The sequence below is a fragment of the Paracoccus sp. (in: a-proteobacteria) genome, from assembly GCF_032007265.1.
In the GTDB taxonomy this organism is placed as follows: Bacteria; Pseudomonadota; Alphaproteobacteria; order Rhodobacterales; family Rhodobacteraceae; genus Paracoccus.
The window spans coordinates 1-23,322 of the sequence record NZ_DALZMB010000037.1 but is presented as its reverse complement, the minus strand read 5'-3'; the positions used below and the strand labels follow the sequence as shown (position 1 = coordinate 23,322).

Below are 23,322 nucleotides of genomic sequence, written 5' to 3'. Positions count from 1 at the left end.
AAGCCGATGTTTTACACGCCTCTGGATGGCCATGGTCTGCCCCATAATCCTTTCAATGCCATTGTCGCGCCCCGCCCGATTGGCTGGATCTCGACTCGCGCAAAGGCGGGCGACAATCTGGCGCCCTATTCGTTTTTCAATGCGACTGCCTATCAGCCACCGCAGGTGATGTTTGCCTCGACCGGGGCCAAACCTGACCGCGCGGGGACCAAGGACTCGGTCTCGCAGATCGCACAAAGTCATGTCTTTTGCGTGAATATCGCCGATGGTGCGCTGCGCGATCAGGTCAATGCAAGCAGTGCGGCAATGGCTGCCGGACAAGATGAATTCGAAAGCTGCGGCATCGAAAAGGCGCAGTGCCGCACCATCGACTGCCCCCGCGTCGCCAACGCCCCGGCTGCGCTTGAATGTCGTATGACGCGAATCATTCGACTGGCCGGAGAGGCAAATTTTATGGTTTTGGGGGTCGTCACGGGCATCCACATCCGCGAAGACTGTCTAAAAGACGGGAAATTTGATCTTTCCGGCGCGGGCTGGCTGGCGCGTCTGGGTTACAAAGACTACACCGCCGTCCGCGAAACCTTTGAAATGGAGCGTCCATGAGCGTCCGCCACGAGCAAAAGAGCGTCAGGGATTACATCCGCACGATTGCTGACTTCCCCAAGGAAGGGATCATCTTCCGCGATGTCACCACCCTGTTTCAGGATGCCCGCGGCTTCCGCATGGCCGTCGACCAGCTGCTGACCCCCTATGCCGGTGAGCGTATCGACAAAGTCGTCGGCCTTGAGGCACGCGGCTTTATTCTGGGCGGCGCGGTGGCCCATCAGCTGACCGTGGGATTTGTGCCGATCCGCAAGAAGGGCAAGCTGCCGGGCGCGGTTCTAAGCGAATCCTACCAGCTGGAATACGGCGAAGCGGTCATGGAAATTCATGACGATGCCATCAAGCCGGGCGAGAAGGTTCTGATCGTGGATGACCTGCTGGCCACGGGCGGCACTGCCAAAGCGGCGATCCACCTTTGCGAGCGGTTGGGCGCCGAGGTGATCGGTTGCGCCTTTGTGATCGATCTGCCCGATCTGGGCGGTCGCAAGCTGCTGGAAGATGCGGGCGTGGATGTCTATGCGCTGACCGCATTCGAGGGCGATTGACGTTATCGTCCACAAGACGAGGCGAATGCGATATGACTGCGACGGGGCGCACCAAGGCTGCGCCCTGCCCTTTTCAGGCAAGGTGAGTGGCATGACCGAGAAACCGCAACTGATGCTTTATCTGGCGGCGCCGCGCGGGTTTTGCGCGGGCGTGGATCGCGCAATCAAGATCGTCGAGATGGCGCTGCAAAAATGGGGTGCTCCGGTCTATGTCCGCCACGAGATCGTCCATAACAAATTCGTCGTTGACGGGCTGCGCGACAAAGGCGCGGTCTTTGTCGAAGAGCTAGAGGACTGCCCGGCAGACCGCCCGGTGATCTTTTCGGCGCATGGGGTTCCCAAATCCGTACCCGCAGCGGCGCGGGCGCGCGAGATGGTCTTTGTCGATGCGACCTGCCCCCTGGTCAGCAAGGTTCATGTCGAGGCCGAGCGTCATCACGCGGCGGGCCTGCAGATGGTGATGATCGGGCACGCCGGCCATCCCGAGGTGCTGGGCACAATGGGCCAATTGCCCGAGGGCGAAGTGCTTTTGGTCGAAACGGTCGAAGATGTCGCAACCATTTCGCCACGCGACGCTGCCAAACTGGCCTTTATCACCCAGACCACACTTTCTGTCGACGACACGGCAGCCATTGTCGCGGCGCTGCAAGCGCGCTTTCCCGCGATCGTCGGCCCCGCCAAGGAAGATATTTGCTATGCCACGACCAACCGTCAGGCCTCGGTCAAGGAAATCGCACCAAAGATCGACGCCTTGCTGGTGATCGGCGCGCCGAATTCATCAAACTCGCGCCGATTGGTCGAAGTGGGCAAAGCTGCAGGCTGCGCCTATAGCCAACTGGTGCAACGCGCTGATCACATCGACTGGCGCGCCATCGCAGGAGCGCGATCAGTCGGCGTGACAGCCGGAGCGAGCGCCCCCGAGGTTTTGGTCAATGAGGTCATTGCCGCCTTTCGCGAGCGCTATGATGTCACCGTCGAGATCGTCGAGACAGCGCGCGAGAATGTCGAATTCAAAGTCCCGCGGGTTCTGCGCGAGGCGTGAACCCGGTGACGCCCCTGTCTTGGGGGTCATCTTGAACTGGGTCAGCGCGGCTTGGATCAGCGTGGCTTGGATCAGCGCGGTTTGGATCAGCGCGGTTTGGGCCAACTCAGTTCGGGTCGCGCCTTCCGCGTCAGGCTGAGGCTTTGGCATTGTCAAGCTGGTGGGGGCTCTGCCCCCGTCCTGCGGCCTCCCCCGGGATATTTAAGCATGAAAGACATGGCAGGCCTGGCGCTGAAATGCGCCGAAAGGCTTGACCCTGTTTGAATTTGCGTTTTACGCCTATGATTGCCTCGTTTGGCGGTCCCTGATGCGGGGATCAAGGTCTGCGTGGCGCCTTTAGCGGTTTTGGCCCCATCTGGGTCAGGCCCTTGCCCAAGAAAGTGTAGCGGAAGAGCAGTGACTGAACTTTATGCATGGACGGATGGGGCTTGCTCGGGCAATCCCGGCCCGGGTGGCTGGGGTGTCTTGATGCGGGCCCAAGAGGGCGATCGCATTATCAAGGAACGCGAACTTTCGGGGGGTGAGGCCGATACCACCAACAACCGCATGGAGTTGATGGCGGCAATCGCGGCCTTGGAGACCCTGACCCGCCCCGCGGTGATCACGATCACCACCGATAGCGCCTATGTCAAAAATGGGGTCACGCAATGGGTTCATGGCTGGAAGCGCAACGGCTGGAAAACCGCCGACCGCAAGCCGGTCAAGAATATCGATCTTTGGCAGCGGCTGGAGAGCGCGCAAGAGCGTCACGACGTTCACTGGAAATGGATCAAGGGCCATGCCGGTCACGCCGAAAACGAGCGTGCGGATGAATTGGCCCGAGCGGGCATGGCGCCCTATAAGCCGGTCAAGGGGCCTGCTGCATGATTTTGGCGGATGCACAGCTTTTGCTGGATTACGGCTCGGTGTTCATCTTTGCGCTGACCGGAGCATTGGTCGCCAGCCGCGGCCAGCTTGATCTGGTCGGGTTTATCTTTTTTGCCGTCGTGACGGCGGTGGGTGGCGGCACGGTCCGCGATCTGCTGTTTGGTCGCGATGCGATTTTCTGGGTGGCGCGGCCCAATCTGATCCTGGCCGCAGTCGTTGCGGCAGTTTTGGTCTTTTTCACCGCTCACCTTCTGGAAAGCCGCTATCGCGCGCTTTTGTGGTTCGATGCGCTGGCTTTGGCCGTCGCGGTTCCGGCGGGGGTCGATTTTGCCATGACCGCGGGTTTTGGCGCGGTGATCGTCACAATGGCCGGGGTGATTACGGCCAGCGTGGGCGGGCTGATCCGGGATGTGATCTCAAATGAGGTGCCATTGCTGCTCAAGCAGGGCGAGCTTTATTTGACCGCAGCCTTTGGCGGTGCTTTGGCGGCATTATTGGCGCAACAATTCGGGCTGGCACATGGCTTGGGCCTTTTGGCCTGTGGGCTGGTGACTTTTGCCCTGCGTGCAGGAAGCATGGTATGGGGTTGGAAACTGCCGGTTTACAAGCCCTCGCCGCCCAAGGTCATTCCCGGGGTTGACCCCAAAGAGCCCTGAGATGGCCTCGATTTAGGCTTTGCGGATCAAACAAGCCTTGGGGGCGCGTCGGATTTGACGCGCAGATCCTCGACCCCCATGCGCAGGCCACCCCCGATGCGATGGGCAAGTGCGGACCAGGTCTGGGCCACATCGGGCGGCAGACAACGGCGCAGCGCCTCGTCAAAAAGCATCAGCCAAGGCGCGAAATGTTCGGATTTGACATCGCCTGCAGCGATATGCACGCGCATCGGATTGCCGTCATAACCCCGCTCGCGCAGGATGGCATTGCGCCAGAACCCCGCGATCTTGGCCTCATGCGTGGGCCAATGATCGACATGGCGCGCAAAGATCGGCCCCAAGGTCTCGTGCCGGCGAACGGCCTGGTAAAAGACCGCAACGACACGGTCGATATCTTCGGGGGTAATGGCAAAGCGCGGATCAGACATGGTGCCAATGTGGGAAGAGTTCGGCCCAGGCGCAAGCCACCATCGCGAGCCTCTGCCCCCGTGCGTGGCATCGTACTTGGCATCGTGCTTGGCACCGCGAGCGCGATCAGGTGGGGATCGCGGCGCCCAAGATCGCGGGCACAGCCCTGCTGTGGGCCCGCGATCAAAGCGAAATCGTCGCGGCCCGAAGCAAAACCGGGATCAATGCAGCACCACCGCGCAAGCAACTCGCGCATGAGGCGCTGTCGGCGCTTGATCCTCGGCTTGCCGGTTCCTATAACCCCGGTCATGTTTATGACGGCTTTCATCATTCGAATTAGTCGCCCGGCGGCGTAGGGGGTCCTCGCCGTCGGGATGCTTGCTGTCTGACCGTCTGCCAAAGGATTCCCGCCAATGAGCGATACTACCTCGACCGCGCCTGACTACCGCGACACCGTTTTCCTGCCCGAGACCGAATTTCCGATGCGAGCCGGCCTGCCTGCCCGCGAGCCGGAATGGCTGGCCCGCTGGGAGGCAATGGATATTTATGGCAAGCTGCGCGCCAAAAGCGGTCGCACGCCCTTTATCCTGCATGACGGCCCTCCCTATGCGAACGGCAATCTGCACATCGGTCATGCGCTGAATAAAGTGCTGAAAGATTTCATCACCCGCAGCCAGCAGATGATGGGCCGCGATGCGCGTTATGTTCCGGGCTGGGATTGCCATGGCCTGCCGATCGAATGGAAGATCGAAGAGCAGTACCGCGAGCGCGGCCAGAACAAAGACGAAATCGGCAAAGTCGAGTTCCGTCAGGAATGCCGCGCCTTTGCACAGGGCTGGGTTGATGCGCAGCGCGAACAGTTCAAGCGTCTGGGTGTGATCGGCAATTGGGACGATCCCTATCTGACCATGAACTATCACGCCGAAGCGGTGATCGCGGCCGAGTTCATGAAGCTTTTGATGAACGGCTCGCTTTATCAGGGCTCCAAGCCCGTGATGTGGTCGCCCGTCGAGCAGACCGCTTTGGCCGAGGCCGAGGTCGAATATCACGATCACACCAGCCATACGATCTGGGTGCGCTTCAAGCCGGTCAATGGCACGGGCATCTTTGCTGGCGATAACCCGGCCTCGGTTGTGATCTGGACCACGACCCCCTGGACCATCCCGCAAAACCGCGCCGTGGCTTATGGCCCAGGCATCGCTTATGGCCTTTACGAAGTGACCGAGCTGGACGAGAAATCGACCGCGAAGCTGGGCGAGCATCTGGTTCTGGCCGATGCTTTGGCCGAAGGGGTCATGCAATCGGCCAAGGTCACGGGCTTTAACCGTTTGGGCGATGTCGCAGCTGCGGATCTTGAGGGGCTGCTTCTGGCCCATCCCTATCGCGGCATCGAGAACGGTCAGGGCGAATGGGATTTCGACGTGCCCTTGCTGCCGGGCGATCATGTCACCGAAGAAGCGGGTACGGGCTTTGTTCATACCGCGCCCAGCCATGGCGATGATGACTATCAGCTTGGTGTGAAATACCGCCTGCCGATGACCTATAACGTCGAACCCGACGGCTCTTATCGCAAAGATCTGCCTGTTTTCGGCGGCGAGGAAATTCTGACCTCGGCCGGAAAAGAAGGCAGTGCGAACGTCAGCAATATCAAGCAGCTGGCTTATGCAGGCGCGTTGTTGAGCAAGGGCAAGATCAAGCACAGCTACCCCCATAGCTGGCGCTCGAAGGCGCCGGTGATCTATCGCAACACGCCCCAGTGGTTTGCCGCGATCGACAAGGATCTGAACGACGGGATGGATGCGCAGGGGAAAACCATTCGTGCCCGCGCCCTCAGCTCGATCGATCAGCTGGTGAAATGGACGCCCCAAACCGGCCGTAACCGCATCCATTCCATGGTGGAAAACCGCCCCGACTGGGTCTTGTCGCGCCAGCGCGCCTGGGGTGTGCCGCTGACCTGCTACATCAAGAAAGGTGCGAAACATGACGCGCCGGACTTTTTGTTGCGCGATCAGCGCGTGAACGACCGCATCATCGCAGCCTTCGAGCAAGACGGTGCAGATGCCTGGTATCGTGAGGGCTTCAAGGCGCAGATGCTGGACGGGATCGTCAACCCCGACGATTACGATCAGATCATGGATGTGCTGGATGTCTGGTTCGACAGCGGCTCGACCCATGCCTTCGTGCTGCGCGACCGCAAAGACGGCTCGCCAGATGGGATCGCGGATCTTTATCTGGAAGGGACCGATCAGCATCGCGGCTGGTTCCAGTCCTCGCTGTTGCAGGCCTGCGCCACCAAGGGGCGCGCCCCCTATAAGGGCGTGCTGACACATGGTTTCACGCTGGACGAAAAGGGCATGAAAATGTCCAAATCGCTTGGCAATACCATTGTCCCGGCCGAGATCATCAAGGAATACGGTGCCGATATTCTGCGCCTGTGGGTCGCTCAGGCGGATTACACCGCCGATCAGCGCATCGGCAAAGAAATCCTGAAAGGCACGGCCGACAGCTATCGCCGCTTGCGCAATACGATGCGGTTCATGCTGGGCAACCTTGCAGGCTTTGCCGAGACCGAAAAGGTCGCAGCCAAGGACATGCCGGAACTCGAGCAGTGGATTTTGCACCGTCTGGCCGAGATCGACCAACAGGTCCGTCATGGCTATGGTGTCTATGACTTCCAGGGCGTGTTCCAGACGCTGTTCCAATTCGCAACCGTGGATCTGTCGGCCTATTACTTCGACATCCGCAAGGATGCGCTTTATTGCGACAGCCCCGACAGCCTGCGCCGCCGCTCGGCCAGGACGGTTCTGGATATCTTGTTCCACCGCCTGACGACCTGGCTTGCCCCCATCCTGCCCTTCACGATGGAAGACGTCTGGCTTAGCCGTTTCCCCGGCGATGACAGCTCGGTCCATTTGCAGGACTTTGCACAGACCCCTGCGGATTGGCATAACGAGGCTCTGGCCCAGAAATGGGATGCCGTGCGCCGTGCCCGCCGCGTGGTGACGGCGGCACTTGAACTGAAGCGCACCGACAAGACCATCGGGGCCAGCCTTGAAGCTGCGCCGATTGTTCACGTCGAGGATGCGGATCTGTTGAGCGCTTTGAAAACAAGCGATTTTGCAGATATCTGCATCACTTCGGCGCTGACGCTGACCGCAGACCCTGCCCCGGCTGATGCTTTCCGCCTAGGCGAGGTCTCGGGCGTTGCAGTTGTGTTCGAAGCAGCCGAAGGTGAGAAATGTGAACGTTGCTGGAAGATTCTTCCTGACGTTGGCACGCATTCTCATTCGGGCACTTGCGCCCGCTGCAACGAGGTTCTTGGCTAATGGCTCAACGTCCCCAGGTGAAACCGCAGGTCAGATGGCTTCCAGATCCCGAACGTCACGAGCGGATGAGCTATCGCCGCTGTGGCCGTTCGGGGCTGTTGCTTCCTGCGATTTCCCTGGGGCTTTGGCATAACTTTGGCGAAGACACGCCTCATCAGGTCAAGCGCGCGATCTGCCGGACGGCGCTTGACCATGGCATCACCCATTTCGATCTGGCCAATAACTATGGCCCGCCTCCGGGCAGTGCCGAAGAGGCATTTGGCCAGATCCTTGCCACCGATTTCGCCGGCCTGCGCGATCAGCTGATCATCAGCTCGAAAGCCGGTTATCGGATGTGGGAAGGCCCTTACGGCGAATGGGGCAGCCGCAAATATCTGATCGCCTCCTGCGACGCTTCGCTTAAGCGGCTGGGGGTCGATTACGTCGATATTTTCTACTCGCACCGCTTTGACCCCAACACGCCACTGGAAGAAACCATGGGCGCGCTTGATCATATCGTGCGCTCGGGTCGCGCGCTTTATGTGGGCATCTCGAGCTATAACGCGCAGCGCACCGCCGAGGCAGCAGCAATCCTGCGCGATCTGGGCACGCCCTGCATCATTCATCAGCCCAGCTATAATATGCTCAACCGTTGGGTCGAGCGTGACGGGCTTTTGGATACGCTTGACGATAATGGCATCGGCTCGATCGCCTTTACGCCGTTGGCGCAGGGCATGCTGACCGCGAAATATCTGCGCGGTATCCCTGAGGGCAGCCGCGCAACGCAGGGCAAATCGCTGTTCCCCGAATGGCTGAATGATCAGGCGCTGGCCGCATTGCGCGGCCTGAATGATCTGGCGCAATCGCGCGATCAGACCCTGGCCCAGATGGCGCTTGCCTGGGTTTTGCGCTCGGGTCGGGTGACGTCGGCACTGATCGGCGCATCCAAACCCGAGCAGGTGGCCGATTGCGCGGGCGCGGTGCGCAATCTGGAGTTCCAACCCGCCGAACTGGCACGGATTGACGAGCTGGTCGGACAAGGTGGCGACATCAACCTTTGGGCGCAATCATCAGAAAGCGCGGGCGAATAAGCCCGCAAGCTTCTGACGTTTTGGCAAGCTAGCCGCGAAACCACAGCTTTCGCCAGCGCAGGGCTGCGCGGTAAGGCTGCTCGGTCCGGTAAAGGCCATGCGCGAAAAGCGGGCGGATTTCACTTTGCCCGCGACCCGCAAGATAGACCTGCTGGAACCCCTCATCTTCGGCAAAGATCGCCGCGATTTCAGGATCTGCGGCCAAAGCCTCGAAGGCGGTCAGGACCGCATCGGGCTGACGGGCATACATCAGCGAAAAGCTGCGGTAATGGCTGCTGACATCGCCATCCAGCCCGTCCAGCTCGGGGCCAGGGCGCCCACCGCCCAATGAATGGACGACCAGCGGTAAAATCACCTGATCCGGCCAAGGGTCCAGCGTCTGACAGGCCAGAACCGGGCCGGGATCTGCGCGCAGCTCGGCCGCCCAATCCACAAAGCGCGCGCCAAAGGTCGCCGGATCATCGCCCAGATACCAGCCCGCGTTGAAATAGAGGTAACGTCGCCAATCGCTTGGGCCGAAATTCAGATCCAGCGTGCTGTCCATATCAAGCCCGAAACGCTGATAAAGCGCACCCCAGATATCGGCGTAATCAGGTCCATAAAGCGGAGGTTTGGGCCATGTGCCCTCGCGGCGCATCGATGCGCTTGGTCGCGAAAAATCGATCTGCATCGCGTCTAGCGGAGACAAGATCAACGTATCGCTGTCAAAGAAGATGAAGGGCTGCTGCGCGGGCAAAAGCGCCATCGCCTCAATCTTGTTGCCATAGGGATAGGCTTTGCCGAAATGGGTGGCGACGAAGGGCAGAATTTCCGCGCCACAGGCCTGTAAATAGGCACGCTCTGCGTCGGGGATCAGCGTATCTTCCCCCTCCCACGCGCCTTCTGGCTGGGGTTCGGCCACGATCAGCCGCCCTCGAAATCCCGGAGAGTTTTGCCGCAAACTGGCCGCAAATAGCACGGCCTCTTTGGCAAGGCGTCCGTTCTGGCCAAGAATCAGGATATTGAAATCCGCCGCTCCGGCCGCCGCCGCATCCAATTCGCGCATCGCTTGATCCCTTTAGCCGCCCGATTTGTCAGTTCTTGGGCTGGCATTGCCCGCCTTGTCACGGGGCGAAACTAATCTGCTTGGGCGTAAAGTTAAACCAGTCTACCCGCATCGCGACAAAGGGCAGATCCGCCGCAACCCGCCCATGCCTTTGCAAGCTTTCTGGCGCGGCGCGTTTAAATATTTCCGCAAAGCCTGCTGAAAAAGGGCGGCGGGAGGTGCTGCTTTGGCCCGGCAATCAAGCGCAGTTCCTTGCTTTCCTTCGTGCGGCCCTTTGGCTTGCGTTACCAACCTCAAGGCCATTTTGCCTCAACCCCTTAACAAAGAAAAGGCGTTGCGATGCGGAATGCGGCTTGGCCGGATGGTCGGGGCCTTCCTTGGCACGGGGCCTAGCCCTTGGGGGTTCAGCCCGCCGGTATTCGGTGCGGCTTTGAGCGCGCAGAGCTAGTGGAAGTCACGACTGGGAAACAACCGCTTGGCCTGTTCGCGCGGGTGGCGCGCGCCCGGTCGGCGTCGCGTGGGGCGCGGCGCGTCATCAGCCTGAGGCTGCGTCACACCGATCAGATGTTCCAGCGGATGCCCCAATTCGGACAGTCGATGCGACAAATCCTCGATCCGTTCGGCGATGATATGACAAACGATGCCCGCTCGTTCGATCCGGCCCGTGACCCGCAGCAACCGCCCCGCCATCACCTCGCGGCGAAAACGCTGAAACACGCGCTGCCAGACCACGATATTGGCGGTGCCGCTTTCATCCTCAAGCGTCAAAAACACCACCCCCGAGGCCGTTCCGGGCTGCTGGCGGGTGATCACCAATCCGCAAACCGCAACGCGGCGCGTGGAATGTGCAGGTGCGATCAAGCCTTGCGCGTTGCCATGCTCACCAGCCTCGCCTTTCGGATCAAGCAGCTCGACATGCGGGGTCAGGCCGGGGATCGAGCTTCGCAAAAGCTCCATCGGATGGGCGCGCAGGGTCAGGCGCATGGACAGATAATCCTCGACCACCTCCTCGCCCAAATGCATGGCGGGCAAGATAACCTCGGGCTCATTCAGCCCTTCACCATCCAAAGGATCAGCAAAAAGCGGTAAGGGCGCGGGGGCGCGAATGGCACGTACCGCCCAAAGCGCGTCACGCCGCGTCAAGCCCATGCCCGAGAAAGCATCGGCCTCGGCCAGACGTTCCAGCACGCTTGGCTCTAGCCGCGTGCGCAGCCACAGATTTTCCAGATCAGGATAGCCGTTCCCCCGCCCCTGCATGATCCGGATCGCATCGCTTTCGCGAAAGCCCTTGATCTGGCGAAAACCCAGCCGCAGGGCCAGCTGCCCATCCGAGCGTCGCTCAAGCTGGTTATCCCACTGGCTGTGGCTGACACAGATCGGGCGTAATTCGACCCCATGGTCGCGCGCATCGCGCACGATCTGGGCCGGGGCATAAAAGCCCATGGGCTGGCTGTTCAAAAGCGCGCAGGCAAAGACCGCAGGGTGATGGCATTTCAGCCAGGCCGAAACATAGGTCAGCAAGGCAAAGGCGGCCGCATGGCTTTCGGGAAAGCCGTAATCGGCAAAGCCTTCGATCTGGGAAAAACAGCGCGCGCTGATTTCGGGGCTATAGCCGTTGGCCAGCATGCCTTTGATAAAGCTGTCACGATGCTGCTCGATGGTGCCCATGCGCCGAAAAGATGCCAAAGAGCGGCGCAGCTTATCGGCCTCCTCGGGCGTATAGCCCGCCGCCACCTCGGCGATCCGCAAGGCCTGTTCTTGAAACAAAGGCACCCCAAGCGTCTTGCGGGTGATCGGCTTCAAGGCAGGGCCAAAGGCTTCGGGCTCCTCCAGGCCCTGCCGCCTACGCAGATAGGGCTGAACCATGCCGCCCTGAATAGGTCCGGGGCGAACGATGGCCACTTCGATCACCAAGTCATAAAATTCGCGCGGCTGCATCCGTGGCAGAAAGTTCATCTGCGCACGACTTTCGACCTGAAACACCCCGATCGCATCAGCGCGGCACAGCATCTGATAGGTGGCCTTGTCATCTTTGGCGATGCTCGACAGGCTGACCTCGCAGCCTTCATGCTGGGCAAGCAGGCCAAAGGCTTTGCGGATACAGGTCAGCATCCCCAAGCTCAGCACATCGACCTTGAGAATACCCAGCGCGTCAATATCGTCCTTATCCCATTCGATGCAGGTCCGCCCCGGCATGGCTGCATTCTCGATCGGGCAGATCTCGTCCAGACGCCCGCGGGTGATGACAAATCCGCCGACATGCTGGCTCAGGTGGCGCGGAAAGCCGATAATTTCGCGGATCAATGCAATGGTCTGGGTCAAGCGGCGCTCATTGGGGTCCAGCCCCAGCGCCCGGATCTGGTCGGGATCGGCCCCCTGATCCGAAATCCCCCACACCAGCCCCGAAAGACTGGCCGTCAGATCCGCGCTGAGGCCCATGACCTTGCCCACCTCGCGGATAGCCGCGCGGGTGCGGAAATGGATCACCGTGGCGCAAAGCCCGGCACGGTCACGGCCATAGCGTTCATAGATCCACTGAATGACCTCTTCGCGCCGCTCATGTTCGAAATCGACATCAATATCGGGTGGCTCATTGCGATGGCGGGAAATGAAGCGCTCAAAGACCATGCCGATCATATCCGGATCGACATCGGTGATGCCAAGCGCCCAGCAGATGATCGAATTGGCAGCCGAACCGCGCCCCTGACACAAGATGCCGCGGCCGCGCGCAAAGGTCACGATATGATGTACCGTCAGGAAATAGGCGGCATAGCGCAGCTCGGCGACAACCGCCAATTCCTTGTCAAGCTTTTGCAGATAATGCTCGGGCACACCCAGGGGGCAACGCCGTTCCAGCCCCTTGCGGCTTAGCTGATCCAGACGCAGCTGCGCCAAATCGGCGCTATCTGGCGTGGCATCAACGACCAGATCCGCAGTGCTTTGGGGCAAAGCCTGATCTTTTTGAGGGGCTATGGGCTGGCTGGGGGGATCGATCTCATCGGGGTATTCATATTGCAATTCAGACAGATCAAAGCTGCAACGGGCCGCAATTTCCAGCGTGCGGCGCAGGGCTGCGGGGTGGCGACGATAAAGCCGTGCCATATCCGCCGCCCCCTTCAGGCGCCGTTCGGCATTTGGCAGGGCAAGCGTGCCGATCTGATCAATGGTGATCTTGTGGCGCAGGCAGGTCAGGACATCGGCCAGCGGACGGCGGGCCGCGCGGTGCATGAGCACATCCCCCACCGCAACCATCGGCGCCGAGGCCCGCAGCGCCAGATCGGCACAGCAAGCAAACCAGGCCTCATCCGAGCCGTCATAGCGCGGGACCGCACCCAGAAAGACATGCCCCGGAAAACGTCTTTGCACCCTTTGAACCGATAGAAGGGTGGTCTGCGCATCCTGAGGCAAGGGCAAGGCGATCAGGATCATGCCACGGCAATGCTGGATCAGATCATCAAGGCGCAGCTCACATTCCCCTTTGCCGCTGCGGCTTTTGCCAAGGCTCAGCAAGCGCGAAAGCCGCTGATAGGCGGGCTTGTCACAGGGCAAGGCCAACCATTCGATCGGGCAATCACTTAACACCAGCCGCGTTCCAACGATCAGCTTGGGAAGCCTGGGCCCTGCACTGCTTGCAGCGCCCTTTGACCCTAAGGGCCTGCGCGAAGACGATGAGGGGGGCGTGGATGCCAGCTTATCCCCCTTTTCGCGGGGATGCTCGCAAGATCGCGCATGATCTTGCGTGCCAGATCGCCCGGCGCTCTGATCAACCGCCGCCCCGCCCGCAGACCTGATATCCACGGCCGCTATGCCCGCAACCCCACTACTCCCAGCGCTGCTATCCACGGCAGTGCTGTCGGCGCCTGTCCTGACAGAGGCGATATCCACCCCCCCCCGGCTCCCCCCTCTGCCACCCCCTCTGCCACCCCCTCTGGCAGCGCCCCCCCTGTCCGCCGTCCGGCCAGCGGTCGCACGATCTGCAGCCCCTATATCCGCAGCCCAGTCAGCGATCCGGCGGGGCGTTTCCGGATCAGCCGCCTGCTTGCTGTTCGTCCGATCCGCCTGATCCGAACCATTATCGCTTGCACTGGCCTCGGTTAGATTGCGCAATGCGCTCCAGCCTCGCACCACACCGGCCAAAGAATTCCGGTCGGTGATCGCGATGGCCGTCAGCCCCAATTCAGCGGCACGTAACACCAATTCCTCAGGATGAGAGGCCCCCGTCAGAAAGGTGAAATTCGTGGTCACACCCAATTCAGCATAGCCCACAGAAAGCGGCTCGGGCGTTTCGGCCCAAGGGGTGATGGCGTCTTGTGGATTGGGACCTAGCTTTGCCAAATCGGGCTTTGCCAGATCGGGCCTTGCGGGATTGGGCCTTGCCGCATCGGATCTGGCGCAATCGGATCTGGCAAGCTCAGCTTTTTCGCAATCGGCTTTTTCTGGGTCGGGCGGCGGCTGTTGCGGGTCCTGCACCGCCAATGGGCGCTGGCTCACAGGAATTCCCCTTGAACATACCAACCCGGAGATTGCGGTGTGTAAAACAGCCACAGCCGCCGCCCCTGTCGCGTCTCGACCCGCCAGTAATCGCGCAAGCCGCCCTGCCAGCCATCCGCGCGGTGCCACCATTGCGGGGCAATGCGTTCGGGGCCGCTGACATAACCCGCATCCAGCCGCATGCCACGCCACCGAAATTGGGCAGGTGGCCTTGCGCCGCTGCCGACAATCGCCTCGGGGGGAAAGATGCGCAAGGGGCGCGGACGCCGTCTTGCGGCCAGCATGTCGCTATTTGTCCAGACCTGAGCCGGCGCGGTCGTGATCGGCAACAGACAAAAGCTTTGCTCGGGCAGATGGCTGTCAACCGATTGAAACCTAAACACATTCTCAAGCCCAACCCTGGCGCCGATCCGGGTCAGAAGATTGTCCAGCTGATCGCGCGCCTCGGCCCCAGCCCCGATCTGCTGCAAGGGCAAAGGCTCGATCAGGGTTGCTTCAAGGCGCAGCTGGTCGATGCCAAACCCTGCATCTGCGTTTTGTACCACCGGCAAGAAAAGCGGCGAAATCCGGTCAGGGTCGCGCATTGCCGCAGCCAGCCGCAGGGGCAGCATCTGGCTGTGGCGATCCACACGCCGCAGCGTCAGGCATAATGCGCGCGCGCCCGCCTCATGAGCCTTGAGCTTAAGACAAAGCGCCCGCAACAGCCGATCCAGCCCAGCCATGACATCATCCAAAAGCCCGATCGGGTCAGGAAAAGTCAGCCGCACGCCGAAATGAGGTGGCTCGGCCAAGGGCGTGATCGGCTCGGGCGCAATCTCCAAGGCCTGATCCAGCCGGGTCAAAAGCCCCTGCCCGAACCGCCGGGCCAAAGGCGCGCGCGCAGCCGCAGCCAATGCCCCGATCGTATGCAGACCCAAGCGTTGCAAGGCCGTCACGCAGGGTTCGTCCAACCGCAGCGCCGCAACTGGCAGAGCATGAAGCCTATCCTGACTTTGCCCGGGTAAGGCGATGCCTGGCCTGTGATGGGCCAGCGCCCAAGCCGCGGCGGCACTTCCCGCCACCCCCAAGCGCACCTCTAGCCCCGAGCGGTCCAGCCGGGCTTGCATATCCGCCAAAAGCGCGGGCTCTGGTCCCAAAAGACGCGCCGAACCGCTGATATCCAGCACCAAACCATCAGGCGGCTCGACCCCGACCCACGGGCAATAGCGCAAGGCCCACCGCCGCAGCCCCATCAGAAAACGCGAATCCAAGCGGCGGTCTTGGGGCTGCATACGCAGGCCCGGGCAGAATGCACGCGCCTCGGAGGCGGCCATGCCGCGATAAACGCCCTGCCCTTCGGCCAGCGCATTCACATCATAAATATAATCCGCGCCGTTCAGCCGATGGCTGATCGCAAATGGTCCATCAATCGGGCACAGCCGCAGCGCCCGGTCCGAAGCCAACCGGGGAAACCACATCGAGACGATGCGACGCTGCATCCCATCGAACATGCCAAGCTCCAAGTGTTCCCTTTTTGTTCTTGGTAAGCTGCCATTGCATCAGAGTCGAGCCTGCTTGCGTCATGTTTCGAGGCTGGGTGTCAAAAACCGGGCGGCAATCCCAGCGGCTTTCGGCGGCATTGCTGCCCATGCCCTCGGGGATCAGGCAAAGCCCCGTGCTTGCCCCGGATTGGGCGGCCAGTTGCAGCCTGCGCCCCTCGCGCAGGTTCAAGGGACGGGTGATCTCGATCACAACCAGAGCGATAGCCCCGTCTTTCAGCGCCTCTTCGGCAACGGCCAGCGAATCGATCTGATTTTTGCTTTTGACCAGAATCAGACGTGCCGGATCGGTCAGATCGCGCAACCCCAACGGGTTAAGCAGGTCGACCTGCCAGCTTTCCTGCACCCAAAGAACCTGACCCGCAGTCTGGGCCGCCACGACCCCGGCAAAGGCAACGGCCGCGGGCCCGCCCGCCTCGTGGACACGACCAGCAAGCAGAGGAAAGGCAGGAATCAGGGGATCAGGGCGCGTCATCATCGCTGTAGTTTAGCCCGATTTCACGCGCCTCATAACCCCATCGCATCGCCAAGGCCCAAGCCAGCCGCGTGCAAGGCGGCTAAGGCCGTACAAGCGCGCCCAAATGCAGCCAAAGCAAAGCGGCATTTTTAGACCAGCAGGCCGCCGGGTCTATTTGGCGGCCCTGGCCCTATCAGCCGTTTCAACGCTATGGCTGGGGACCAACCACCGCAAACCACGCCCCCTGAGGATCGCGCGCCACGGCAATATAGGCCGGTCCTGGAACCTCCATCGGCCCCATATGAACCGATCCGCCCTGATCCTTAATGGATTGCACCACCTGAGATACTGCGCCGTTGATACCGAAATAGGGCAGCCAACACGGCATGGGCGCATCACCCAGCCCCATGATCGCGCCAAAATCGACACCTTTGTGGCGAAGCAGCTGATAGCTTCCCATCTCGCCCATATCCATCGTCTCCCCCTTGGTCCAGCCAAAGAGATCGGTGTAAAATGCCAGCCCAGCCGCAGGATCACTGGTCATCAGCTCGTTCCAATTGCCATGCCCGGCCTTATCGGGACTATAGGCACCCCCTCCGGCTTCGAACTTGGCAATCTCGGCCGCGCTCATCTGGCTGAGATCGGCTTGCAAAAGGCCAAAGACAGCGCCCTGAGGGTCCGCCACCACCGAAAAGCGGCCCGTGCCCGGAATGTCGGCAGGCGCTTTATAGACCCGCCCCCCGGCGGCTGCGATCTTGGCGGTTTGGCCGTCACAATCATCGACGGCGAAATAGATCAGCCAATTGGGCGGCGGGCTGCCTTGCTGCATCTGGATCGACATCATGCCCGCGACCATATCGCCATCCTCGCCGTCACCGGCCTCGGCGCGGGCCAGACGATAATCAAACCCCTCCATGCCGCTGTCAAAGATCTGCCAGCCCAGGATCGTGCTATAAAACTGCGCGGCGGCATTCAAATCGCTGGTGCCCAGCTCGTACCAACAAGGCTTGCCTTGATCACTCATCACACCTCTCCTTGTGTCGGAATACGGTCGATAGATCTGCAAGGCGCAGGCGCCGGGATGCTGCCGCGCCCGAAAAGGACCAGCGACTTGCGCCGATATTTTTCCCGAGGGCGCAGAAAAAGAAAAGGCCCCGCTGTTGCGGGGCCCTGACTATTTTCAGATCCAACGGATCAATCCGGGATCGATGCCTGATTGGGATCAAGACCAATATGGGTGCCCAGGGCTTCCATATCGCCAAGAAGCTTCACGGCTGCGGTGACGATTTCCTCGCCAGCAGTCATGCGCTTTACCTCGGCGGCCTTCACCTTGCGATGCGCCGAAACCATCATCTCGTTGTAGATCTCTTGCGTGATCTCAGCGCGCGGATGCCCACGCTCTGCCAGCAAGGTGACCCCTTCGTTGTTGATTTCGACGAATCCGCCGGTGACGGCGAATTCGGTCTCGGTGCCATCGGCCGCGATCACGGTGACCACGCCGGGACGAAGGTTGACGATGGCCGGCGCGTGGCCGGGCATCGCTGTCAGATCGCCTTCGCTGCCCGGCAGGCGAACCTCACGCGCGGCAACGGAAACAAGGTTCCGCTCCGGCGAGACGAGGTCGAACTGCATCGTGTCAGCCATGCCCTGACCTCCTTACGCTGCTTCAGCGGCGAGACGCTGCGCTTTGGCTTTCACTTCCTCGATGCCGCCAACCATGTAGAAGGCTGCCTCGGGAAGGTGGTCGTATTCGCCAGCAACAACCGCTTTGAACGACGAGATCGTGTCTTCCAGCGGAACCTGCTTGCCATCTGCGCCGGTGAAGACCTTTGCAACGTCGAAGGGCTGCGACAGGAAGCGCTGGATCTTACGAGCGCGCGAAACCGTCAGTTTGTCCTCTTCCGACAGTTCGTCCATGCCAAGAATGGCGATGATGTCCTGCAGCGATTTGTACTTCTGCAAGATACCCTGAACGTCGCGGGCAACCTGATAGTGCTCTTCACCGACAACGGCCGGATCAAGGATACGGCTGTTCGAGTCGAGCGGGTCAACGGCCGGGTAGATCCCGAGTTCCGAAATCGCACGCGACAGAACGGTGGTTGCGTCAAGGTGGGCGAAGGTCGTTGCCGGTGCCGGGTCGGTAAGGTCATCGGCCGGAACGTAGACAGCCTGGATCGAGGTGATCGAGCCGTTTTTCGTCGAGGTGATGCGCTCTTGCATGGCGCCCATGTCGGTTGCCAGCGTCGGCTGGTAACCCACGGCGGACGGGATACGACCCAGAAGTGCGGACACTTCCGAACCTGCCTGCGTGAAGCGGAAGATGTTGTCGACGAAGAACAGAACGTCGGTACCGGTCGAATCGCGGAATTGCTCGGCCAGGGTCAGACCCGTCAAAGCAACGCGCATACGCGCTCCCGGAGGCTCGTTCATCTGGCCGTAAACAAGGGCCACTTTCGAGTCTTCCAGATTGTCGGGGGTGATAACGCCCGATTCGATCATTTCATAGTAAAGGTCGTTACCTTCACGGGTCCGCTCACCAACACCAGCGAACACCGAGTAACCAGCGTGCACTTTTGCGATGTTGTTGATCAGTTCCATGATCAGAACGGTCTTGCCGACGCCTGCACCACCGAAAAGACCGATCTTGCCGCCCTTCGAGTAAGGTGCCAGCAGGTCGATGACCTTGATGCCGGTGACAAGAATGTCCGAGCTGGTGGCCTGCGACGCAAAGTCGGGCGCAGGCTGGTGGATGGCACGACGCTCGGGCGCATTGACCGGGCCGCGCTCATCGACGGGCTCGCCGACGACGTTCAGAATGCGGCCAAGCGTCGCGTCGCCAACCGGAACCGAGATCGGTGCGCCGGTGTCCGACACGCCGGTGCCACGGACCAGACCTTCGGTCGCATCCATAGCGATGGTGCGAACCGTGTTTTCGCCGAGGTGCTGAGCAACTTCCAGCACCAGACGCTTGCCGTTGTTTTCGGTTTCAAGCGCGTTCAGAATCGCAGGAAGCTGGCCGTCGAACTGTACGTCGACAACCGCGCCGATCACCTGCGTGATTTTACCTTTGGCCTCTGCCATGTGATTACCCCTAGGTGTCAGAGCGCTTCGGCGCCCGAGATAATTTCAATCAGTTCTTTGGTGATCGCAGCCTGACGCGAGCGGTTATACTCGGTGGTCAGCTTGTCGATCATTTCGCCTGCGTTCCGCGTTGCGTTGTCCATGGCGCTCATACGGGCACCTTGTTCAGAAGCAGCGTTTTCCAGCAGAGCAGCAAAGACCTGCGTTGCAATCGAACGCGGCAGAAGATCGGCCAGAATGCCCTCTTCACCCGGTTCATATTCATACAGAGCCGAGGCTCCGGTCTCGGCCGAATCGTTCTCTTCCACAACGGCGGGAATGACCTGGCGTGCTGTCGGAATCTGGCTAATCACCGATTCAAACCGGCTATAGAACAGGGTCGCGACATCGAAACCGCCCAGATCAAAACGGTCGAGGATCTCGTCCGCAATGTCACGTGCGTTTTCGTAGCCGATACGCTTCACTTCGCTCAGATCCACATGATGGACCATCAGCGAGCCAAAGTCGCGCTTAAGCTGCTCGCGGCCTTTCTTGCCAACGGTCAGAAGCGTGACTTCTTTCCCTTGGGCCTGAAGGTCGTTCACATTTTGGCGCGCGAGTTTGACGATGGAGGAGTTGAAGCCCCCTGCAAGCCCGCGTTCCGAGGTCAGCACGACCAGAAGGTGACGGCGATCGTCGCCGGTTCCTGCCAGAAGCTTGGGGGCCGAAGACGACCCCGCTGCTGCTGACGTCAAACCGGTCATAACCGCTGCCATACGGTCGGCGTAAGGCCGTGCAGCCTCTGCTGCCTCTTGCGCACGGCGCAATTTGGCAGCAGCGACCATTTGCATCGCCTTCGTGATCTTTCGCGTATTTTTTACGCTTCCGATCCGGTTTTTTAAGTCCTTGAGGCTGGGCATCTATCCCTCCCTCAGGCGTAAGTCTTGGCGTAACCGTCCAGCGCCGACTTGATCGCTGCTTCCAGATCACCAGAGATCTTGCGGTCGTTCTTGGTCATATCGTCCAGAAGATCGGCCTTTTGGGTGCGCAGGAACTGCAGCAGACCGGCCTCCCAAGCGGTGACTTCTTTGACCGGAACGTTGTCCAGATAGCCTTTGGTGCCGGCGTAGATGACGATCACGATTTCGGCGGTGGTCAGCGGCGAGTACTGCGGCTGTTTCATCAGCTCGGTCAGACGCGCACCACGGTTCAGCAGACGCTGGGTCGCGGCATCAAGGTCCGAACCAAACTGCGCGAAGGCAGCCATTTCGCGGTACTGTGCCAGTTCCAGTTTGACCGGACCGGCGACCGATTTCATCGCCTTGGTCTGTGCAGCCGAACCAACGCGCGACACCGAAAGACCGGTGTTCACGGCCGGGCGGATGCCCTGGAAGAACAGTTCCGTTTCAAGGAAGATCTGACCGTCGGTGATCGAGATCACGTTGGTCGGAATATAGGCCGAAACGTCACCTGCCTGGGTTTCGATGATCGGCAGAGCGGTCAGCGAGCCCGAACCATGCTCGGCGTTCAGCTTTGCCGAACGCTCCAACAGGCGGGAGTGCAGATAGAAAACGTCGCCCGGATAGGCTTCACGTCCCGGCGGACGGCGCAGAAGCAGCGACATCTGACGGTAAGCAACGGCCTGTTTGGACAGATCGTCATAGATGATCAGCGCGTCCATGCCATTGTCACGGAAGTATTCGCCAATCGCGGTCGCCGAGTAAGGCGCCAGATACTGCATCGGTGCTGCGTCCGAAGCGGTTGCGGCAACAACGGTGGTGTAAGCCATCGCGCCGGTCTCTTCGAGCTTTTTCACCAGCTGAGCAACCGTCGAGCGCTTCTGACCCACTGCGACATAGATGCAGTGCAGGGTCTTCATGCCATCGGCTTCGCGGCCGTTGTAGCTGAGCTGGTTCAGAATGGTGTCAAGTGCCAGCGCGGTCTTGCCGGTCTGACGGTCACCAATGATCAATTCGCGCTGGCCGCGGCCAACCGGGATCATGGCGTCAACCGACTTCACGCCCGTTGCCATCGGTTCGTGAACCGACTGGCGCGGCATGATGCCAGGTGCTTTGACGTCTGCGATGCGGGTCTGCGTCGCATTGATCGGGCCTTTGCCGTCGATCGGGTTGCCAAGTGCGTCGACGACGCGGCCCAGCAGTTCCTTGCCGACCGGCACTTCCACGATCGAGCGCGTGCGCTTGACGGTGTCGCCTTCTTTGATCGAACGGTCATCACCGAAGATCACAACACCGACGTTGTCGGTCTCGAGGTTCAGAACCATCCCGCGGACGCCGCCGGGGAATTCGACCATCTCGCCGGCCTGGACTTTGTCGAGGCCATAGACACGGGCAATACCGTCACCGACGGACAGCACTTGGCCGACTTCGGCCACTTCGGCGTCTTGTCCGAAGTTTTTGATCTGATCCTTGAGGATCGCCGAAATTTCGGCTGCCTGGATTCCCATTATCCGACCTCTTTCATGGAATTCTGAAGGGATGCGAGCTTGGAGCGGATCGAGCTGTCGATCATCTGCGATCCCAGCTTGACGATCATCCCGCCGATGAGCCCTTCATCGACGCGAGTGTTCAGTTTGACCGTCTTGCCCGATTTCTCGGCCAGCGTGTCGGCCAGACGCTTCTTCTGCTCAGCCGTCAGCTCCTGGGCGCTGATGACATCGGCGGTGACTTCGCCACGCGCGTCAGCAATCAGGGCCTGCAGTTTGACTGCAAGCTGAGGCAAGGTGAACAGACGGCGATTTTTCGCCATCAAGCGCAGGGTGTGACCAAAAGCGGGTGCAAGACCCATCTTTTCGCCCAGAGCCGCAACCGCGGCTTCCTGCTGTTCACGGGTATAGATCGGCGATGCGATCAGGTCGCGCAGCTCTGCGCTATCCTTCAGCGCGGCCGCAAGACCATCCACCTGAGACGACAATGCATCGATCCCGCCCGACTCCTTAACGAGATCGAACAGTGCCTGCGCATAGCGTCCGGCGATGTCTGCGGAAATCGAAGCGGAATTTGCCACGGTCATCCTTCCGGTTTGCGCAAGCTCCGCGACGGGCCGCCCAGAAGGGACGGTCTGTGACGGAGCCGGTTCAAAGGGTCGGTTTCATCCTTCCCTAAATCATGCGCGTCTCTAGCAGCAGATGCTTGACCCCGCAACCGACTCAATCACGGAAAATAGTGCATCTGCGCCCTAAGTTTGGCAATTGTGGCAAGGGACGCGCCCCGGTGGCGCTAACGGGGCGAGACATGATGTCGCAGTGCCCCCTCGGGAGAGGGTTTGGGACGGCGGATCCCCTCGAGAACACCCAAGGGGTTGCGCACCCGCATCCGCATTCCCGTTCCGATCGGCGCGGGCACCTGTTTGGAAAACTCGGCCAGGACAACCCCGGCAACCAACATCCGAGAGATCCGCGCCCCTGCCCTTTCCCACATCTGCGCCGAGCGCAGCCAAAAGCGCCGATCAGAAGGTGGAATGTAAAGTGCGGCCCCAGTGCGCTCGGGCACGAAGCCCGCCTCGCGGGCCTGGGTCTCGAGCTGGCCCAAGGTATAGCTGCGACCATAGCCAAAGGGCGTCGTCTCGGATCTGGCCCAAAGCCCTGTGCGGTTGGGGGCCATAATCAGCAAGCGGCCCCCCGGCCCCAGCACCCGCCAAGCCTCGGCCAGAATCTCGGCGGGGTGATCGGCAGCCTCGACCGCATGCAGCATGACCAGACGATCAACGCTGCCCGTATCAAGGGGCCATGCCGCATCATCACAAAGCACCGAATGATTCGGCATGCCCGCAGGCCAGGCCATCACGCCTTGCGGTCCCGGCATCAAGGCCGTGACCCGGCGCGCGCGCGCCAAATAGGGACGCAGCAAGGGGGCCGCGAAACCGTAGCCCGCCACTGTCATGCCCGCCAATTGCTCGGCCGGCCAATACTCCAGCATCCGGTCACGCAAAATCCGCTGCACCACGCGACCCAGCGCGCGCGAATAGTAGAAACCTTTCAGATCAACGACGTCTTGATGCATCGCGCCCCTTGCAACCCGCCGCAATCGCCCCGAACGTGACATTGTGCCCTTCGGAGACGCTCTTCCGATTTGTGCGACAAAGAAAAGGATTTGCCAATGCCGCTGGAACTCGTGCCCGTCCGCTGTCTTTCGGACAATTACGCTTGGCTGGTTCATGGCAATGGCCAGACCGCCCTGATCGATGCCCCCGAG

General features: G+C 60.7%; 20 protein-coding genes and 1 pseudogene. 9 read left to right on the top strand and 12 right to left on the bottom strand.

Annotated elements, in window-relative coordinates; all coding sequences use genetic code 11:
* Positions 1-6: 6 nt before the first annotated feature.
* From RTS12_RS09815 to RTS12_RS09795, 5 genes are all read left to right on the top strand, one after another.
* Entirely contained in the window at positions 7-603 is a 597-nt protein-coding gene (locus RTS12_RS09815) for a flavin reductase family protein (RefSeq protein ID WP_312527966.1), read from the top strand.
* Positions 600-1,148: an adenine phosphoribosyltransferase gene (locus RTS12_RS09810; RefSeq protein WP_312527965.1), complete on the top strand. Its 549-nt coding sequence runs from the start codon at positions 600-602 to the stop codon at positions 1,146-1,148. The genes RTS12_RS09815 and RTS12_RS09810 overlap by 4 nt, the downstream gene beginning before the upstream one ends.
* A 91-nt stretch (positions 1,149-1,239) precedes the next feature.
* On the top strand, positions 1,240-2,190 hold the full coding sequence (gene ispH / locus RTS12_RS09805; protein WP_312527964.1) for a 4-hydroxy-3-methylbut-2-enyl diphosphate reductase: 951 nt from the start codon (positions 1,240-1,242) through the stop codon (positions 2,188-2,190).
* Between the two features lie 396 nt (positions 2,191-2,586).
* Positions 2,587-3,057, top strand: a complete 471-nt coding sequence (gene rnhA / locus RTS12_RS09800; protein ID WP_312527963.1) for a ribonuclease HI — start codon at positions 2,587-2,589, stop codon at positions 3,055-3,057.
* Positions 3,054-3,713 carry a trimeric intracellular cation channel family protein gene (locus RTS12_RS09795; protein ID WP_312527962.1) on the top strand — a complete coding sequence of 220 codons (660 nt, stop codon included), beginning with the start codon at positions 3,054-3,056 and terminating at the stop codon, positions 3,711-3,713. The genes rnhA and RTS12_RS09795 overlap by 4 nt, the downstream gene beginning before the upstream one ends.
* A 26-nt stretch (positions 3,714-3,739) precedes the next feature.
* On the opposite strand, the gene RTS12_RS09790 is transcribed toward RTS12_RS09795, so the two are convergent.
* Positions 3,740-4,141, bottom strand: a complete 402-nt coding sequence (locus RTS12_RS09790; RefSeq protein WP_312527961.1) for a group III truncated hemoglobin — start codon at positions 4,139-4,141, stop codon at positions 3,740-3,742.
* A 110-nt stretch (positions 4,142-4,251) separates the two neighbouring features.
* On the opposite strand from RTS12_RS09790, the gene RTS12_RS09785 reads away from it, so the two are divergent.
* From RTS12_RS09785 to mgrA, 3 genes are all read left to right on the top strand, one after another.
* Positions 4,252-4,461: a hypothetical protein gene (locus RTS12_RS09785; protein WP_312527959.1), complete on the top strand. Its 210-nt coding sequence runs from the start codon at positions 4,252-4,254 to the stop codon at positions 4,459-4,461.
* 73 nt (positions 4,462-4,534) lie between these two features.
* Complete coding sequence (gene ileS / locus RTS12_RS09780) at positions 4,535-7,447, top strand: isoleucine--tRNA ligase (RefSeq protein WP_312527957.1); 2,913 nt, start codon at positions 4,535-4,537, stop codon at positions 7,445-7,447.
* Entirely contained in the window at positions 7,447-8,517 is a 1,071-nt protein-coding gene (gene mgrA / locus RTS12_RS09775) for an L-glyceraldehyde 3-phosphate reductase (protein ID WP_312527954.1), read from the top strand. Before ileS ends, mgrA begins: the two co-directional genes overlap by 1 nt.
* 28 nt (positions 8,518-8,545) lie before the next feature.
* Here mgrA and RTS12_RS09770 read toward each other — a convergent pair whose 3' ends face one another.
* From RTS12_RS09770 to RTS12_RS09720, 11 genes are all read right to left on the bottom strand, one after another.
* A complete protein-coding gene (locus RTS12_RS09770; RefSeq protein WP_312527952.1) occupies positions 8,546-9,562 on the bottom strand; it encodes a hypothetical protein in 1,017 nt (338 codons plus the stop codon).
* 444 nt (positions 9,563-10,006) lie between these two features.
* Positions 10,007-13,864, bottom strand: coding sequence for an error-prone DNA polymerase (locus RTS12_RS09765; protein WP_409455680.1), 3,858 nt, complete (start codon positions 13,862-13,864; stop codon positions 10,007-10,009).
* Between the two features lie 185 nt (positions 13,865-14,049).
* Positions 14,050-15,543 (bottom strand): DNA polymerase Y family protein, encoded by a 1,494-nt coding sequence (locus tag RTS12_RS09760; RefSeq protein ID WP_312527948.1) that lies wholly within the window; start codon positions 15,541-15,543, stop codon positions 14,050-14,052.
* Positions 15,458-16,066, bottom strand: a complete 609-nt coding sequence (locus RTS12_RS09755) for a hypothetical protein (RefSeq protein ID WP_312527946.1) — start codon at positions 16,064-16,066, stop codon at positions 15,458-15,460. Before RTS12_RS09755 ends, RTS12_RS09760 begins: the two co-directional genes overlap by 86 nt.
* A 190-nt stretch (positions 16,067-16,256) precedes the next feature.
* Positions 16,257-17,072, bottom strand: a complete 816-nt coding sequence (locus RTS12_RS09750) for a VOC family protein (RefSeq protein ID WP_312527944.1) — start codon at positions 17,070-17,072, stop codon at positions 16,257-16,259.
* Positions 17,073-17,242: 170 nt separating this feature from the next.
* Positions 17,243-17,692 (bottom strand): ATP synthase F1 subunit epsilon, encoded by a 450-nt coding sequence (atpC, locus tag RTS12_RS09745; RefSeq protein ID WP_312527942.1) that lies wholly within the window; start codon positions 17,690-17,692, stop codon positions 17,243-17,245.
* 12 nt (positions 17,693-17,704) lie between these two features.
* Positions 17,705-19,129 (bottom strand): F0F1 ATP synthase subunit beta, encoded by a 1,425-nt coding sequence (gene atpD / locus RTS12_RS09740; protein ID WP_312527940.1) that lies wholly within the window; start codon positions 19,127-19,129, stop codon positions 17,705-17,707.
* 17 nt (positions 19,130-19,146) lie between these two features.
* Complete coding sequence (locus RTS12_RS09735; protein ID WP_312527938.1) at positions 19,147-20,028, bottom strand: F0F1 ATP synthase subunit gamma; 882 nt, start codon at positions 20,026-20,028, stop codon at positions 19,147-19,149.
* Between the two features lie 11 nt (positions 20,029-20,039).
* Complete coding sequence (gene atpA / locus RTS12_RS09730) at positions 20,040-21,575, bottom strand: F0F1 ATP synthase subunit alpha (protein ID WP_312527936.1); 1,536 nt, start codon at positions 21,573-21,575, stop codon at positions 20,040-20,042.
* Positions 21,575-22,141, bottom strand: coding sequence for a F0F1 ATP synthase subunit delta (locus tag RTS12_RS09725; protein WP_312527934.1), 567 nt, complete (start codon positions 22,139-22,141; stop codon positions 21,575-21,577). The genes atpA and RTS12_RS09725 overlap by 1 nt, the downstream gene beginning before the upstream one ends.
* 206 nt (positions 22,142-22,347) lie before the next feature.
* A complete protein-coding gene (locus tag RTS12_RS09720) occupies positions 22,348-23,130 on the bottom strand; it encodes a class I SAM-dependent methyltransferase (protein ID WP_312527932.1) in 783 nt (260 codons plus the stop codon).
* 96 nt (positions 23,131-23,226) lie between these two features.
* Between RTS12_RS09720 and RTS12_RS09715 the strand changes: the two are divergent.
* A pseudogene (locus RTS12_RS09715) lies at positions 23,227-23,322 on the top strand (hydroxyacylglutathione hydrolase); the annotation flags it as partial.